At 32.2% G+C, this 16,010-nt stretch carries 17 protein-coding genes; 8 read left to right on the forward strand and 9 right to left on the reverse strand.

Annotation, left to right across the window (positions count from 1 at the left end; translation table 11 throughout):
* Positions 1-393: 393 nt before the first annotated feature.
* Positions 394-1,215 (forward strand): peptidylprolyl isomerase, encoded by an 822-nt coding sequence (locus EP747_RS12580; RefSeq protein ID WP_129690428.1) that lies wholly within the window; start codon positions 394-396, stop codon positions 1,213-1,215.
* A gap of 30 nt (positions 1,216-1,245) precedes the next feature.
* Here EP747_RS12580 and EP747_RS12585 read toward each other — a convergent pair whose 3' ends face one another.
* Both EP747_RS12585 and yhaM read right to left on the reverse strand, forming a co-directional pair.
* Positions 1,246-1,449: a sporulation YhaL family protein gene (locus EP747_RS12585; protein ID WP_056472082.1), complete on the reverse strand. Its 204-nt coding sequence runs from the start codon at positions 1,447-1,449 to the stop codon at positions 1,246-1,248.
* A 68-nt stretch (positions 1,450-1,517) separates the two neighbouring features.
* Entirely contained in the window at positions 1,518-2,456 is a 939-nt protein-coding gene (gene yhaM, locus EP747_RS12590) for a 3'-5' exoribonuclease YhaM (protein ID WP_129690430.1), read from the reverse strand.
* A 338-nt stretch (positions 2,457-2,794) separates the two neighbouring features.
* On the opposite strand from yhaM, the gene EP747_RS12595 reads away from it, so the two are divergent.
* Positions 2,795-2,980 (forward strand): YhzD family protein, encoded by a 186-nt coding sequence (locus EP747_RS12595; RefSeq protein WP_129690432.1) that lies wholly within the window; start codon positions 2,795-2,797, stop codon positions 2,978-2,980.
* Between the two features lie 374 nt (positions 2,981-3,354).
* Here the strand turns inward: EP747_RS12595 and EP747_RS12605 are convergent, their stop codons facing one another.
* The 5 genes from EP747_RS12605 to EP747_RS12625 form a co-directional block, all read right to left on the reverse strand.
* A complete protein-coding gene (locus EP747_RS12605; RefSeq protein ID WP_235832869.1) occupies positions 3,355-3,894 on the reverse strand; it encodes a DUF1510 family protein in 540 nt (179 codons plus the stop codon).
* A gap of 388 nt (positions 3,895-4,282) precedes the next feature.
* Positions 4,283-5,071, reverse strand: a complete 789-nt coding sequence (locus tag EP747_RS12610) for an enoyl-CoA hydratase (RefSeq protein WP_129690436.1) — start codon at positions 5,069-5,071, stop codon at positions 4,283-4,285.
* A gap of 72 nt (positions 5,072-5,143) precedes the next feature.
* A complete protein-coding gene (locus tag EP747_RS12615) occupies positions 5,144-6,631 on the reverse strand; it encodes a coproporphyrinogen III oxidase (RefSeq protein WP_129690438.1) in 1,488 nt (495 codons plus the stop codon).
* Positions 6,632-6,756: 125 nt separating this feature from the next.
* Complete coding sequence (locus EP747_RS12620; protein WP_129690440.1) at positions 6,757-7,623, reverse strand: Cof-type HAD-IIB family hydrolase; 867 nt, start codon at positions 7,621-7,623, stop codon at positions 6,757-6,759.
* A 213-nt stretch (positions 7,624-7,836) separates the two neighbouring features.
* The gene (locus EP747_RS12625; protein ID WP_129690442.1) at positions 7,837-8,193 is read right to left on the reverse strand and encodes a YlbF family regulator; all 357 of its coding nucleotides are present in this window, start codon (positions 8,191-8,193) and stop codon (positions 7,837-7,839) included.
* Between the two features lie 173 nt (positions 8,194-8,366).
* On the opposite strand from EP747_RS12625, the gene EP747_RS12630 reads away from it, so the two are divergent.
* The 6 genes from EP747_RS12630 (at position 8,367) to EP747_RS12655 (ending at position 15,322) form a co-directional block, all read left to right on the forward strand.
* Positions 8,367-9,461 (forward strand): YheC/YheD family protein, encoded by a 1,095-nt coding sequence (locus EP747_RS12630; protein WP_165347027.1) that lies wholly within the window; start codon positions 8,367-8,369, stop codon positions 9,459-9,461.
* An 18-nt stretch (positions 9,462-9,479) separates the two neighbouring features.
* A complete protein-coding gene (locus EP747_RS12635; protein WP_129690446.1) occupies positions 9,480-10,565 on the forward strand; it encodes a YheC/YheD family protein in 1,086 nt (361 codons plus the stop codon).
* A complete protein-coding gene (locus EP747_RS12640; RefSeq protein ID WP_235832870.1) occupies positions 10,565-11,920 on the forward strand; it encodes a YheC/YheD family protein in 1,356 nt (451 codons plus the stop codon). The genes EP747_RS12635 and EP747_RS12640 overlap by 1 nt, the downstream gene beginning before the upstream one ends.
* Positions 11,917-13,092 (forward strand): YheC/YheD family protein, encoded by a 1,176-nt coding sequence (locus tag EP747_RS12645; RefSeq protein ID WP_129690448.1) that lies wholly within the window; start codon positions 11,917-11,919, stop codon positions 13,090-13,092. The genes EP747_RS12640 and EP747_RS12645 overlap by 4 nt, the downstream gene beginning before the upstream one ends.
* A 78-nt stretch (positions 13,093-13,170) precedes the next feature.
* Positions 13,171-14,097: a PucR family transcriptional regulator gene (locus tag EP747_RS12650; RefSeq protein ID WP_165347029.1), complete on the forward strand. Its 927-nt coding sequence runs from the start codon at positions 13,171-13,173 to the stop codon at positions 14,095-14,097.
* A gap of 127 nt (positions 14,098-14,224) precedes the next feature.
* Positions 14,225-15,322 (forward strand): ABC transporter ATP-binding protein, encoded by a 1,098-nt coding sequence (locus EP747_RS12655; RefSeq protein ID WP_129690452.1) that lies wholly within the window; start codon positions 14,225-14,227, stop codon positions 15,320-15,322.
* 54 nt (positions 15,323-15,376) lie between these two features.
* Here EP747_RS12655 and EP747_RS12660 read toward each other — a convergent pair whose 3' ends face one another.
* Both EP747_RS12660 and EP747_RS12665 read right to left on the reverse strand, forming a co-directional pair.
* Positions 15,377-15,628, reverse strand: a complete 252-nt coding sequence (locus EP747_RS12660; protein ID WP_129690454.1) for a hypothetical protein — start codon at positions 15,626-15,628, stop codon at positions 15,377-15,379.
* A 77-nt stretch (positions 15,629-15,705) separates the two neighbouring features.
* Entirely contained in the window at positions 15,706-15,900 is a 195-nt protein-coding gene (locus EP747_RS12665; RefSeq protein ID WP_056472044.1) for an alpha/beta-type small acid-soluble spore protein, read from the reverse strand.
* Between the last annotated feature and the right edge of the window lie 110 nt (positions 15,901-16,010).

Genomic DNA, 16,010 nt, shown 5'->3' on the forward strand with positions numbered 1-16,010 from the left:
ACATAATAATATATAGACGAATGCCTTAATTGATTGGGCGAATGTCACGATTGACAAGTTTTTAATTTGTAGGATAAGCGTGTTTTTTAGGCAAGGTCTGGAGATAAAATATAAAATTAGAGCTATAAAAAAATAGAAATCCCCCTCCATTTATTACTCTCATAAATGCCTATATTTCATATAAAACTAGTTCAAGATTCCTTCAAATTGATTAATTTTTAATTAAAAAGTATACCAAATTATTCTTTTTTTGGATAAACTTTGTCACATTGAGGGAAAATATGTTATATTTAGTGAAGTAATTTCCAGCAAAAGGTATGTCTAAATAAAGGAAAAATTAAGATTTAAGCTCTATACTTTAATAAGCAAAAATTTTTTTTAGGAGATGTTTAAATGAAAAAGTTAATCGTATCTGCAGTTTTAGCTACCTCAGTATTCGGACTAGCAGCATGTGGATCTGCTGGTATTAGTAACGATGTAGTTGCTACATCTAATGCGGGAGATATCACATCAAAAGATTTATATGACAAGATGAAAGATACAGCAGGCTTAGCTATGCTTAAGCAAATGGCTATTGAAGATTATTTAAAGAAAAACTACAAAGTTAGTGATAAAGATGTTGACGCTAAGTTTAATGAGTATAAAACACAAAATGGTGACCAATTTAAAGCTTTCTTAGCTCAATACGGATTTAAAGATGAAGCAGCATTTAAAGATCGTGTTAAAATCGATTTATTAACTGAAAAAGCTGCTGAAGCTTCAGTAACAAAAGCTGACCTTGCAAAATATAAACCAGAAATTAGAGCTAGTCATATTTTAGTAAAAGATGAAGCTACAGCTAAAAAAGTCGAAGAAGAATTAGCTAAAGGTGCAGATTTTGCAGCAGAAGCAAAAAAATATTCTACTGACACTGGTTCAAAAGATAAAGGTGGAGATTTAGGCTATTTTGGAGAAGGTGCTATGGTGCCTGAGTTCGAAGCAGCTGCTTATAAATTAAAAGTTGGAGAAATTAGCCAACCAGTTAAATCACAATTTGGATACCATGTTATTAAATTAACTGGTAAAAAGACTGCTAACGAAAAAGATGCTCGTAAAAAAATTGCTGAGTCTAAGCTAAGCCAAGAAAACTTCTCAGCATTCTCTGATGAACTTCTTAAAAAAGCTAAATTTAAAGTAAAAGATAAAGACTTAGAAAGCCAAGCGAAAAAATCATAAAAAAAAAACCTGCCTAAATTGGCAGGTTTTTTAATTCGATGAAATCTCAGAATTAATAAGTAATTGCTCTCTTCGTTCTCTTTCTTCCTTAATTCTTTGTAAGTAAATTTCTCCCTCTTTTTCAATGAAAGCTTCATCTGCATCTCTTTCTTGTTTAGAGGTGTAAAGCACCATAAATCCACTTACAAAAATTCCTAAGATCACGATATACATCCAAAATGGTAGAATTGGCATTGATTTTCCTCCTTAGTAGACAAGCATTTGCTTCATTATATGGCTAATAAAGAGGAAGTATGATTAATTTAAAATTTTGGTTTGTAAAAACTACGATTTTCTAATGGGAAAATGCGCTCTGTATATTCTCCTGGTTCAACTCTTTCAAGTGCGCGGTCTAACATATTCATTTTTGCATCAATATTATCAATATAATGTAATATTTCAGCTTCTTTAATTAAAGGTAGTTTTGGACTACCGTACTCATACTTACCATGATGACTTAAAATAAGATGCTGTAGAACAGTAACCTCTTCTCCCTCAATACCTAGCTCGATAGAAGCATTTCCAATTTCAATTGCCATAAGTGAGATATGACCTAACAAATTACCTTCGACAGTATACTTTGTTGAAACTGGACCAGATAATTCTCTTACTTTTCCTAAATCATGTAGTATGATTCCTGCGTATAGTAAATCCTTATTGATCGAAGGATATAAATTTGCAATTGCTTCACCTAATTTCAACATACAAAAAACATGGTATGCTAAACCAGAAACAAATTCATGGTGATTCTTAGTTGCCGCTGGAAAATCAAGAAAATCTTCTTGATTTTTTAATACTAGATACTCAGTAAGCTTTTTTAGTTTTTCATTGGTCATATTATTGATGTATGAAGTTATTTTCTCATATAATTCTTCTTTAGAAACTGGTGCCCTTGCGAAAAAATCTTCTGGATTTACTTCGTCTGTATCTTTAGTTGGACGAATTTGGCGTAATTTAAGCTGAAGTTTTCCTCTATAATCGTGTAGTTCCCCTTCAACTTTTACAACAGTTCCTTCTACATACGATTCTTCTTGCTCCGAAGAAATATCCCAGAGCTTCGCCTCAATATCTCCACTTTGGTCTTGTAAAGTTAAAGATAAAAATGATTTTTGATTACTTGCTACACCTTTAGTAACAGCTTTAATAAATAAAAATGTTACAAAACGTTCGCCAACTTCATGATCATATACTTTTTTATCCATAAGTACCTCCATTTTGTATATGCTTCCTTAAGCTCTACTTAAGTAAGTAGCTTAAAATATTTTGGAAAATCAATTTCACAAAATAAAAAAAGGAAAATCAAATTATGTATTAGTCGTTTTACTTATCCTATTATACGTTAAAATAGATACTTAGCCCAACAATGTTCATACAAAAAATTAAGACATAATCTAACAATTCTTAAAATCTGTTAAAATCTACAAATGTCAAAATTTTAAATCAGCACTGAATTTTTTTACAATTCAAATTATTACTTTACACAGCTTTTCAATCTATGCCAAAATAGTAATATCGCAACTACTTTAGGGAGGTCTATGACATGGCAACATATCGAATTACTGCTTTTGAAAAAAGTGGCGAATCAATTGTCGATGAACAATTCGAAGCTAATTCTGACTTAGAAGCAAAAAATATTGCTACAGAAAAACTCACAACAATCGGTGCAATTGATAAAACCCACCGTTGCATTAGTCAAACTGGTAAACTGCTTTTATTCCATCCATAATAATAAAGAAGCTGCGAACACATATCGCAGCTTTTTTGTTTTTTTATTTTTAGTTTAAAGTACAGATCCACGCGCCAACACTTTCCAATTTCTGCTTGGCGTGGAAATTTCTTTTCAATGAGAATACGGTGAACCTAAAGAATATGTATTATGACATGCGTCAAATAGCACAGTGAGTGGAAAAGTCCTGATCTGCATCTTCCCTTAATGTAGACAGTACGACTCCGCTTGTCGCAATACAACAAACGTGAATCAATTAGTTATAACCGAAAGTTGACTTACTTTTTCTTAAGTAAAACTAATGATTTAAAAATAGGCTGTCGAGAATTTCTCGACAGCCTTAGGATTACCCTTAAGTGCATCCTATTTACATTTTATGAAGCAGGTTCAACTTTTGTAGCTTTATAGCTGGAGCCATCCCATATGAGATATACTCGGTATTTTTGCGAGCCTTTTGTCTTTGCTGATACAGTCCCGACTGAGCCACCTGGGTTGCTTTTGTCACTGCCTAAAAACCAAACAGTCATATTGCCTGAATCTATTCCAGCAGCAGAAGAGATTGTCTGTAGCATTGCCTGCCAGTCTTGAGAATTTCTATCATAGCTTGTAACATGTTTCGCACCAGTTTGTGCACCCGTTTGTTCCGGTGCCGAGCCATCTGAATCCTCATCATCAATTGTTTGAACTGTTGTTGATGTCTCTTTTACACCATTATCATCATTCTTTTCGCTGTTTTTGGCTGAAGCATAAGCACTTTTTTTAGATCCTGCCTTATTATCATTCGGCGAAAAAATGGAATACGAAACAAATGCTATTAGTATCAGTACGATTCCAATTGATCCAAATAAAATGAGTTTTGTTTTTTTTCTTTTCGCTCTTGACGTTGTACGTGAATTGCTTTGAATCTTTTTCAATCTAACCACTCTCCCAAAACTGAGAATGTCAACATTCTACCATGAGTGGAGAAAAACTTATAGTCTTGTATTTTAAAATTAACCATTTCGTAAAATAACTGTTAAGTTTATTTTTAATTGTCAGACACATTTTAACAAACATAGACTAGTGCATAATAGAAAATAGACAATCTAAATTTTAATGATTTATTCTTTTTAATATTAAAAACATAGGATTACAGAAAGAAAATAGTAATGTGATAGTAAATAGTCATTAAAATATTATATCAAATGTATTGTTAATTACTATTTCAGGTTATTTAATTGTACTTTTGTTAATTTTATTTGTACATCTTTTCTTTTCTTCTACATCAAAAAAATCGACTGAATCCAGTCGATTTCATTATCCTTATTTACCAGTAAAAACCGGCAATCTCTTTTGTAAAAACGCCTGTACACCTTCCTGATGATCTGCTGTTCTTCTCATTGCACTTTGTCCTTCTTTTTCAAATAAAAGTACATTTTTTAAAGACTCTAGGTTACCGTTACAGTAGATTTGTTTTGATTGGATCATCGCACTTACAGGTTTTTGAAGTATAGACTTCACGTGTTCGTTAATTTTTTGTTCAAAATCCCCACTTATTACTTCATCAATTAAACCGATTTCTAGCGCTTGCATTGCTTTTAGTTTTTTACCTTCCCAAATCAGTTGTTTAGCTTTTGTTTCACCTAGTCTTTTTTCTAAGAAATAATGTGCACCACCATCAGGAATTAAGCCAATTCCGATAAAGTTCATTGCCAATACACCTGATTCGTGAGCAAGAACAAAATCACTAGCAAGAGCAAAACTTAGTCCTATACCAGCAGCTGGTCCATGGATCGCACTAATAACGATTTTAGGTAAAGTATATAATTTAACTACTAAATCTGTAATTAAATCCATTACTGGACCAAAAGCAGACTCATCTGTATTACTTAGCATTGATTTTAAATCTCCACCTGAAGAGAAACCTTTGCCATTTCCACATAGAACGACTACATCAACGTCTGAACTAGCGATTTCATCCAGTACATCTCGAAATTGTCTGAATGTATCTTCATTCATTGCATTCAATACTTCAGGTCGATTAAATACAACAGTTGCAACTCGTCCCTCTTTTCTTAATAAAACATGTTCTGCCGTGTTCGAAATAGACATAAAAAAATCCCCCTTAATTTCATGATTAATTTAAACATTAAACATCACAAGGGGAATTTCCTTTATTTTTCATTAATTTGATTGATTACTTTTCGAAAATAATTCATCTAAAATCTTAATTTTTGCATTTGTATAATGCTCATAACCTTCATTATATGATTTAGGATCTTTCGCATTGGCAAATCGAGTTATTTGACGAGTTTCTGGATTTACAAACTTACTAGATGCGCCACAACCTAAACCAATAATTGTTTGCTCTTCTTCCATAATTAATATATTGTACAGACTTTCTTGACCGTCAACAGAGTATCCAATGTTCTCAAGATTACCTAATATATTTTTTTGACGATATAAATAGTATGGATGATAGTTATGATTTTTTGTCCATACCGTTGCTTCATTCATCATTTGCTGCACTTCATCTCGATCTGCAACTTTATATTTTTGTTTGTTTTGCGTCATTTCTGAAGCTCTTTTAAATGAAAGTGTATGAACCGTCAATGATTCAGGCATTAACTTTTCAGTTTCATCTAATGTATATTGGAATTCTTTTAAACCTTCTCCAGGTAAACCAATAATCAAATCCATATTAATATTATTCATCCCCATTTCACGGGCTAAATGGTACTTTGTTATTGTTTCATCTACAGTATGATGTCTTCCAATCGCTTTTAAAGTTTCTTGAATATAGGATTGTGGATTAATACTAATTCGATCAATATTCCATTTATTTAAAACATCTAATTTTTCGGGTGTAATTGTATCAGGTCTACCAGCCTCCACCGTAATTTCACGAACCTGCTTCATATTTGGAAATGATTCGTACATCTTAGCATACAGTAAGTCCATTTCTTCTGCTGTAATACTAGTAGGTGTCCCTCCGCCATAATAAATCGTAGTAATGTTAATTCCACGTTCCTTTAGAAATTCACCGATTTTTTCCATTTCATAATGTAATCCATATAAGAATGAATCGACTGCACCTTGTTTCCCTTGAATAGCATAAGCTGGGAATGTACAATAAGCACACTTAGTAGGACAATAAGGAATACCAATATAAAGACTAACTTCATTCTGCAAGTTATATAAATCTGGTATTACTTTTAATTGACGGTCGACGATTGATTGCATTAATTCAATTTTTTCTTCATGGATTAAATAGTCATTTCGTAGCTCTTCATGCGCCATTTCTTTTGATACACCAGCTTTAAGTTTTGAATGAAGGAGTTTCGTTGGTCGAATACCAGTTAAGATCCCCCACTTTTGCTGAATTCCAGTATGCTCTTGTAGTAATGATAAAAAGACAAAGTTAACTGCTTTCTTTTTAAATTTAAATGATTCTCGATCATCTTTACCATCTACATAGCTTGTATTTGCTTGGAAATTCGTACCTAACTTACCTGATACTTGTTTATTAACTTCATCTAGCACAAAACTTACTTCTATATCTGAATCTATTTCTTCTAACGATACATCGCAGTCTTCAAAAAACAGTTGGGCTAATAGCTCTAACGGTCTTTGAAAACGAATATCCTCTAAGCCTTTAATATATATTTTCATTTTTTATCACCTTTTTAAGTTATCACTTAAGTATAAAATTAAAGAGTAACGAGGTCAATTAATTAAAATACAATGAAAAAGCCTGGTTTTCGAAGAGGATTCTCTTGAAAGCCAGGCTTTTTTATTTATTTTTCGATTTTATGTGTTTTTAAGAATGGCAGTGGGAATTGTTTCCTGAAATGCTCCTTGATCATATATGGAACACCATTTTGATCATTTGATCTTGTAATCCAGTCTGCAACTTTTTTAATCTCTACAGGAGCATTTGACATAGCAACTCCTAAACCTGCATGCTCGATTAATGGTAAATCACTATAATTATCTCCGATTACAACCATTTCGTGATAAGAAATTCCTAGATGTTCACCTAATCGTTTTAATCCTGAATATTTTGAAATTCCTTTTCGAACGATTTCAATTTTGCGATCTTCATCAGATAAGCAATCAAGATGTGGATACTTTGCATTCAATTCTTTTTTCACTTTATTTTTCTCTACTTCATCAGAGAAATAACATTCGATTTTTAACGGTGATATTGAATTTTCCAGAATGCTATCTGAAAGTGATTCAACAAATTGGATTGGATAAAAGACAGGATCAGCATTTGATAATACTGCTTTTGCGACTAAGTTAGATTGTAATTTTTTTCGATTTCCAATTGAAAAATGTTCATGTGACAAACGAATATTACAATCATATTTTTCTAGTTTTTTAACGATGTCATAAGCTTCTTCCTCTTCAACTCTCTTTTCAAATAATGGTTCATCAAGCTTTGAAGAGATAAAGGCACCTGAGTGAGAGACCAAAAGGTTATTAACCTTAAGAGCTTTTGCGATTTTTTTTGTAGCTTGGAAATTTCTGCTCGTATATAAGGTTACATAAATCCCTTTGTCTTGAACGTATTCAACAGCTTCTTTCGATTCTTTTGAGAGTTTCCCATTGGATTGCAATAAAGTACCATCTATATTAATTGCAAGTAACTTATAAATCACTTAATCTCCCCCATTTCGCGAAGAAATACCTTACTAGAAATATATGACATGCTTCATTTAATTAGAACAATGTAGGCTGTTATTATATCCATTCTTATACTAAAAAAGACTCCAATTCAATGAAGTCTCTCTTATGTATAAAGAAGGGTTTTAAGAAAGGCAGGAAAAAGTAAAAGAATTAAAAGATCCTCTTCTTATCCTGCCTTTTAAATATTAAAGTTCAAGTAAAGATTTATAAAATTCTTCTAATGGACTCATGACAATTTTATTTACATCTTGGATGACTAAATTTAGTCTCTGTTCCACTTGCATTAAGTTTGCGATTAAAGGATTTTGAGACACTCTTGCAACAATTTCTTGTCCTTTTGCATTTTCTTCAGGTGTAACCGCTTCACCTTGATACATTTTTTGTTGCATCGCCTTTTGGAAATTTTGAAATTCCATAAATAATGGTTTTGCATTTGGATCAGCTAATACTTGTGAGTATAGTGATTGTAAATTTTTAAATTCCGTTTGCTCCTTAAAAGCGTTTTGTAGCGAGTATGCAATATCATAAATATTTACAGCCATGTTACTACCTCCTATAAACTTTTGTATCTCCACTATAGCAAACATTCTATTATATGTCAGTCTTTCTAAAACAAGTCAAACTTTCTTCCCTAAAAATTTCCTAAAGACATTCACCAACTAGGCGAATATCACATAGTATACAACGACAATTATTTTGGAAAGGAGGAGAATCATTGCAATCTTTTCCTAAAAATCAAGAACCCCAATCTTTTGTTGTAGTAACTGATTCGATCAATGAGGAGTCATTAAATCCGCTCGGTTCAATAACGACACTTTGTGAGGAACTATCAGAGTTATGCGGAGACTCTGATATTGATTTCTATGTAACTTCATTTAAAAAACTACTAACGAATGAATTAAAAGGATATAAACGTTCAGAAAATGGCTGGTCTTTAACGAATGTACCTGCCCCTTCAATCATTCATAATCGAATTCATTCGAGAAGACTTGAACGAACGAAAGAGTTTAAATTACTTAATTCTTCGCTAACAAGTCAACAAATACCTTTTTTTAATGCTCGCTTCTTAAATAAGCTTGAAGTTTTTAAAGCTCTAATTGATTCAGCTTATATAAAGCCATACGTTCCATACACTGAGGAATGCTGCTCAGTCGAACAATTAGAGAACTTTATCCAAAAATATGAAACGATTTTTATTAAACCAATTCACGGTAGCCAAGGGAGAAACATTTTTAAGGTTACAAAAGATAAAGATTTGTATCGCTTAAAAAATAGCCAAAATTCTGAAGTAGAAGTTGAATATAAATCAATTTCTCAACTATTTCACCCAATTAAACAGCAATTAAATAAGCGGACTTTTATCATCCAAGAAGGCTTATCTTTAATCAGTAAGGATGATCGACTTGTTGATTTTAGATTTTTATGTCATAAAAATAAATTTAATAAATGGGAAGTAACTTCAACAGTAGCAAGAATTGGTCACCCTACACAGTTTGTAAGCAATTTGGCACGTGGGGGAGACCTTCAAAAAATTGATGAATTTTTAGGTCAATATTTACCAAAGAAAGAGCGAATTCACTTTAAAAAGTTATTGATTGAGTTAGCCATCGAATGCTGTAAATGTATAGACTCCTCCTTTGATGGATTATTCGCTGAGTTTGGTGTGGATCTCGCTATAGACAATCAATTTAACCCTTGGGTTATCGAAATAAATTCAAAGCCATCTAAGGATTTACAAGTTTCAGACCCAATTCAAAAAATTAGACCTTCAACAAAAGCTATTTTTTCTCTTGTTCAATCATATTTATAAGTACAAGGAGTGAAAAGAATGAGAATAGGTTATTTATCTCTTAAAGAAAGACAAGAAGGTGAATACGTTCAGCATATGGCGAAAGAAGCAAGTAAACTTGGTTACGAATTCGTTCAATTTACACCTTTTAATATTCAACCAGCCACTGAAGAAATTATGGGCTGGAAGTATATAGCAGAAACAGAACAATGGGAGAAAACAACATTTGAAATACCGAATTATATTTATGATCGATGCTTCTATTCCCCAAGTATTAAAAGTAAGCAGGCAAAGCCTATTGTTGACTGGCTAAAAAAACGTAAAGACATCACTTTTTTAGGATATGGACTGCCAGGAAAATGGGAAACTTATCAAGCTCTAGCAACTGATGAAAGTTTAAATCCATATATCCCTAAAACAAAGAAACTATTACACTTAGCTGTATTTTTTGAAGAACTTAGAAAAACGCGCAAGCTCGTCATTAAACCCATCCATGGTTCAAGAGGAATCAATATTTATTTTATTACGTTAAGTGCATATTCAATTAGTGTTTCAACACAAAAACAAAAAGAAGTAATTGAAACTGTTTACGAAACAAGGGATGAATTTTTTGAGTGGCTACAACCGATTGTTGAGTCAAAAGGATATGTTTTTCAAAATTATTTAGACCTCCAAACAAAATCACATGAAGCATTTGATTTAAGAATCCTTTTACAAAAAAATGAAAATGGTGAGTGGCAAGCAGTTGGAAAAGGTGTTCGCATCGGTCAGCCTAATTCAATTGTTGCAAATTTAAGTGCAGGAAGTAGTGCAGTTCCATTTGAGGAATGGATTACTCAATTTAATCAAAGAACTGCTTTAATATTACAGCAAGATATTGAGACAATTTGTAAACAATTACCAGTCACCCTTGAAAAGAATTTTCTTCCTTTATTTGAAATTGGTTTAGATTTAGGCATCGATTCAAATCAAGCCATCTGGATTTTAGATGTTAATTCAAAGCCTGGTAGAAAAGTTCTACTTCAAACAGACCCTTCTATCCAACAAAAGCTTTACTCAGCGCCAATTCAGTATTGTTTACATTTGCAATCGAAATCTAAAAGTGAAAGAAGTGAAATTAAATAATGAATGAAGTTTATAAAATCGTTACTCATCGACAGAGTAAGAACCTAGTGTGTATACCCGAAGAGCTTACTACATCTAGAAATATTGAATATATTGCTTTTGGTCAAAAAAAATACCCTTGTCAACTAGTTACGATGAATACACTTCACAATATTATTTCGATATCAGAGCATTTAGTTGAAATGCTCTGTATACCTTTTGAAGGTTCTATTGAGCCCATTATTATCGGAAATACTTTACAGCTTGGACCACTAGTCGGAATTTTCACCGCCGGCTTTACTGAGTCACTGCTTCGCCCTATCGGTGATCGTAGCTTTATGTTTGCAAACTTAATAGCTGAAAATAATCAAAAAAATAGCTTTATATTTGTATTTGGTACTCACGGTATTGATTGGGAATCTGAAACAATTCAAGGTTATTTCTTTACGAATAAAAGATGGACCAAAGAGGTCGTTCCTTTTCCAACGGTTATTTATAATAGGTTACCAAATCGAAAAGTTGAGGTTCATAAATCCATTAAACGCGTACGTCATAAATTAGAAAAAGAATACAAAATCCCATGGTTTAATCCTGGATTCTTCAATAAATGGGACTTATATTTAAAATTAAAAAATGAGGAATCAGTTGCTCATTATCTCCCGAAAACAGTAAAGTTCCATAATTTTGACACGATTGAAGAATTATTATCGCAATACCAATTTGTATATGTTAAACCTGAAAATGGTAGCCTCGGTTCAAAAGTTATTTTAATACGTTACCACCGAGAAGAAGGAATTTATTATTGTAGATATCGTGATTTTGAAACAAATAAACTTCAAAAATTCTCATCACTCCAATCTTTAATTAATCATGTTTTTCGTAGCACGAAGTTACACGACTTCATTGTACAACAAGGTATTCCACTAATTCGTTACGAGCATCAGCCTGTCGATTTTCGAGTTCATACAAACAAGGATGCTTTAGGAAAGTGGCATGTAACGGTTATTGCCGCAAAAGTAGCAGGAAAAGGTAGCACAACTACTCACCTAAATAACGGTGGTCGAGTGAAAACTCTTGAAGAATTGTTTGATCAGGAAAAAGCGAAAAGAATACATGAAAAATTAGCTACAGCAGCATTAAAAATTAGCGAATCTTTAGATCGTCAAGTAGATGGTCATATCGGAGAAATTGGATTTGATATAGGTGTTGATAAAGATGAAAAAATTTGGCTTTTTGAAGCGAATTCTAAACCTGGAAGATCAATCTTTTCAAATCCTAGTTTCCAAGAAAATGACAAACAGATCAAAAAACTATTTTTGGAATATGCTACTCATCTTTCCAAAAAAGGTAATGAACTCGAGGTTTCAATGAAATGATCTCTGTTTTTTATCATCTTGATAAAAATACTTGGTCGCATGACCATAGTGAATCAAGATATTCCATAGGTCATAATCGGCTTCCTATATTACCATCCCAAGACGATCGTTCAAATTCCATTCAATTTCAGGTAAAAAAAATCGGAACACATTTAGGCCCTATTATCGGTATATTAACAAATGAAGATCGGCTACCTTTTAGTGGGAATATTAAGACCTTTAAAAGAATTTGTAAGAAGATATTAACAGATGGCGGTATACCTATAATATTAACCCCCACCGCCCTCTCTGGTAATTCGGTTAAATGTTTTACGTTTTGTTTTAAAACAAAAAAATGGCTTAAACTATTTTCCCCTTTACCAGACGTAATTTATAATCGCATTCCATCTGTACAGTACGAATCTAATGATGATTATAAAAATTTTCGAGAAAAAATCTCAGAACTAAACATTCCTTTTTTTAACGAATCATATCTCTCAAAAATACAAACAACGTCAATATTATCTTCAAACGACTTTTTAAAAAGATATATTCCAAAGACAATCGAATTAACTAGCGAAAAAGATTTATATTTCTATTTAAAAAAGTGGAAATTTCTATATATAAAGAAGCATAATTCTTCAAGAGGATTTGGCGTGTTTAAACTCTCCTTGAAAAGTGACAAAGAAGTCATAATCCGTAATGCATTTCATGTAGAATTGGTGAAATCAATTAGTGATTGTTGGAAATTTCTAAGTTCATTAAGCGAGGATTTTATTTGTCAACAAGGTATAGTGAGCGAATTACCAGATGGAAGAAAGTTTGATCTACGAATTCTTGCACATAAAAATGAAAATAATTATATTCTTTCCGGTGTCGGGGTAAGAGTAGGAACATTTAATGCTATTACAACTCATGTACCTAGAGGTGGTAGCATTATTGCTATTGAAGAACTACCGATTGAATTAAATTATTCTTTATTACAAGAAATAGTCCGACAAACAGGAAATGCATTAAATATGGACGATGCACATTTTTTTGAATTCTCAATGGATATCGGAATTCAAAACAATCATTACTATATTTTTGAAATTAACTCTAAACCAATGGTCTTTGATGAGATTGCGATAAAAGAACAAGGACTTGAAAACTTAATTCTTCTATTTTATGAACTTTCGAATTTTAAACAGTAGTTTAAAAGCTACTGTTCTTTTTTATTTTAAATAACAATGATAAACTAATATGAAATAATGCGTCGGAAGGTAATGAATATGATTGATAAAATTAAGACATTATTTGGGAGTGAGTCTGTTTCAGTCACGCCTGATGAGAGTACATATATGGATTATTCTTGGTTTTCTACTGAGAATCAAGAAATTTTCGGGATTAAAAAAATTTCAATATCAGAGGAACAAAATAACCTACTGGAATGTCTTTTTACTAAGTTAGAATCAGATGCAATTTTGATGCCATCTGCACAAAGCGAATGGTTTCAATATTTATTTTTCAGTAAAGGACATAATCCTTTCTCTTTCGAAACCGAAGCTTCTCACCCTACTTCAATTCGTTTTATTCATTTTTTTAGCAATCAGTTATTCTCTAGTAAAAATGAGTTTGAAGAAGCAATCAAAGCATTCTTTCATAAAGAAGTAATTGTGGTTTGGAATTCTGCTAAGGAAGGCGTCATTATTGAAAAAATAATCGATCAACCATTTAACAAAGAATTTTTAGAGCATATGCAAGAAATCATTGCAGCTGACTTGTACCATGATGTTACCTTTTTTGTAGGAAAACGCTATTCACCATTAGCAAATCTAAGCCTTTATTTCGATATTGAACATCAATGTTTTAAAAAAGCATTATCCGTAAAAAAGCAAAAAAATATACTTTGGTTTTCAAAAGAAATGCTTTATTACATCCTTTCCTTTTTACCAGATGATTTACAAAAGGAATTACCTAATTTATTTTTGAATGATATGAAAATTGATGATCCAATTCTTTCAACGGTAAAAATCTTTCTTCAACAAAATTTAAATGTAACGGCTACTTCAAAAAAAGCTTTTTTACATCGAAATACTGTTCAATATCGTCTTGATAAATTTTCGGAACAAACTGGTATCGATTTAAAGCATTTTGAGGATGGACTAGTTATATTTTTAGCAATTCATCTACTTGAGATCGTGAATGAAAATTATTAAAAGCCTTTTTGTGCACCTTGTACAAAGTAGGCTATTTTTTTTGTGAACCTTTGCCATTGTTTAAAAACGTTTAAATGTTTACAATTTAATCAATGAAACCGATTACAAATAGTTGGAGGTAATAATAATGGCAGAATTAAAATTAGAACACATTTATAAAATTTATGACAATAACGTAACGGCTGTAAAAGATTTTAATCTTCATATTGAAGACAAAGAATTTATCGTATTCGTTGGTCCTTCTGGATGCGGTAAATCAACAACTCTTCGAATGATCGCTGGTTTAGAAGATATTTCAAAAGGTGACTTCCTTATTGACGGCAAGCGTGTAAATGATGTTCAACCAAAAGATCGTGACATCGCAATGGTATTCCAAAACTACGCACTTTACCCACATATGACTGTATATGATAACATGGCTTTCGGATTAAAATTACGTAAGTTTGACAAAGCAGAAATTGATCGTCGTGTAAAAGATGCTGCACGTATTTTAGGTCTTGAGGAATATTTAAATCGTAAACCAAAGGCTTTGTCTGGTGGACAACGTCAACGTGTAGCGCTTGGACGTGCAATTGTACGTGATGCAAAAGTATTCTTAATGGATGAGCCATTATCAAACTTAGATGCTAAATTACGTGTTGCAATGCGTTCTGAGATTTCAAAATTACATCAACGTCTTCAAACGACAACTATTTATGTAACACATGATCAAACAGAAGCAATGACAATGGCTACACGTTTAGTAGTAATGAAAGATGGTATTATTCAACAAGTAGGTACACCAAAAGAAGTTTATGATCGCCCTGAAAACGTTTTCGTTGGTGGATTTATTGGTTCACCTGCAATGAACTTTGTTTCTGGTAAAGTTGAAGATGGTCACTTTAACTTAGGCAGCAAAAAAGTTGCTATACCTGAAGGAAAAATGAAAACATTACGCGATAATGGATATGTTGGAAAAGAAGTTATTTTAGGTGTACGTCCTGAAGATTTACATGACGAACCAGTATTTATCGAAGCATCTCAAGGTACAGTTCTTGATTTAAAAATTGAAGTAGCTGAGCTTTTAGGAGCAGAATCAATGCTTTACACTAACTTTGAAGGTAATACATTAGTAGCAAGATTAGATGCACGTTCAACATTTACACATGGTCAAGTAATTAAATTAGCAGTAGACATGAACAAGGTTCATTTCTTTGATAAAGAAACTGAATCTCGTATTCGATAATTCAATAATGTATTAAACATAAAATAACGCGGTACCATTTTAATTGGTACTGCGTTATTTTATTTTCTCAATAATCTTAAGAAAACCTTCATTACAATCTGGACAATTAAACATATGTGTACAATACTGATTTGAATTATGCTCTGTTAAACCATCAGCTTTTGCTGAAATGTCATAATCTAAATATGGACTATATTTATCTTCGTAATCAATAGCTCTGCCTTTATCTTCACAATGATTTTCACAAATAGGACATCTTAGTTTATAATGCTCAATTCCATTGCACAGTGGACAAATACCATCCATAAAAAGCTCACTCCAATTTTATTTTCTTCATTAAGAAAGGATGGAGATTAATCTCCATCCCTTATTAGCCATAGATATTATTTTGAATAACCACCTAAGCTTTGTTCAGCCATTTGAACTAAACGTTTAGTGATTTCACCACCTACAGAACCGTTAGCACGAGCTGTAGAATCAGGACCTAAAGTTACTCCAAACTCAGAAGCGATTTCATACTTCATAGAATCTAATGCTTGTTGTGCACCATTTACTACTAAGCTGTTGTTGTTTGCCATGTTGTCTCACCTCCTTAAGTAGTGTAATGATAGTATGACTCTAATCGATTAACATATGTATGTTTAGCTAATGTAAATTTTGGAAATAACAATTTAATATGTTTTTCGCA

This window comes from Gottfriedia acidiceleris (genome assembly GCF_004138285.1).
GTDB classification, from domain to species: domain Bacteria; phylum Bacillota; class Bacilli; order Bacillales; family Bacillaceae_G; genus Gottfriedia; species Gottfriedia acidiceleris_A.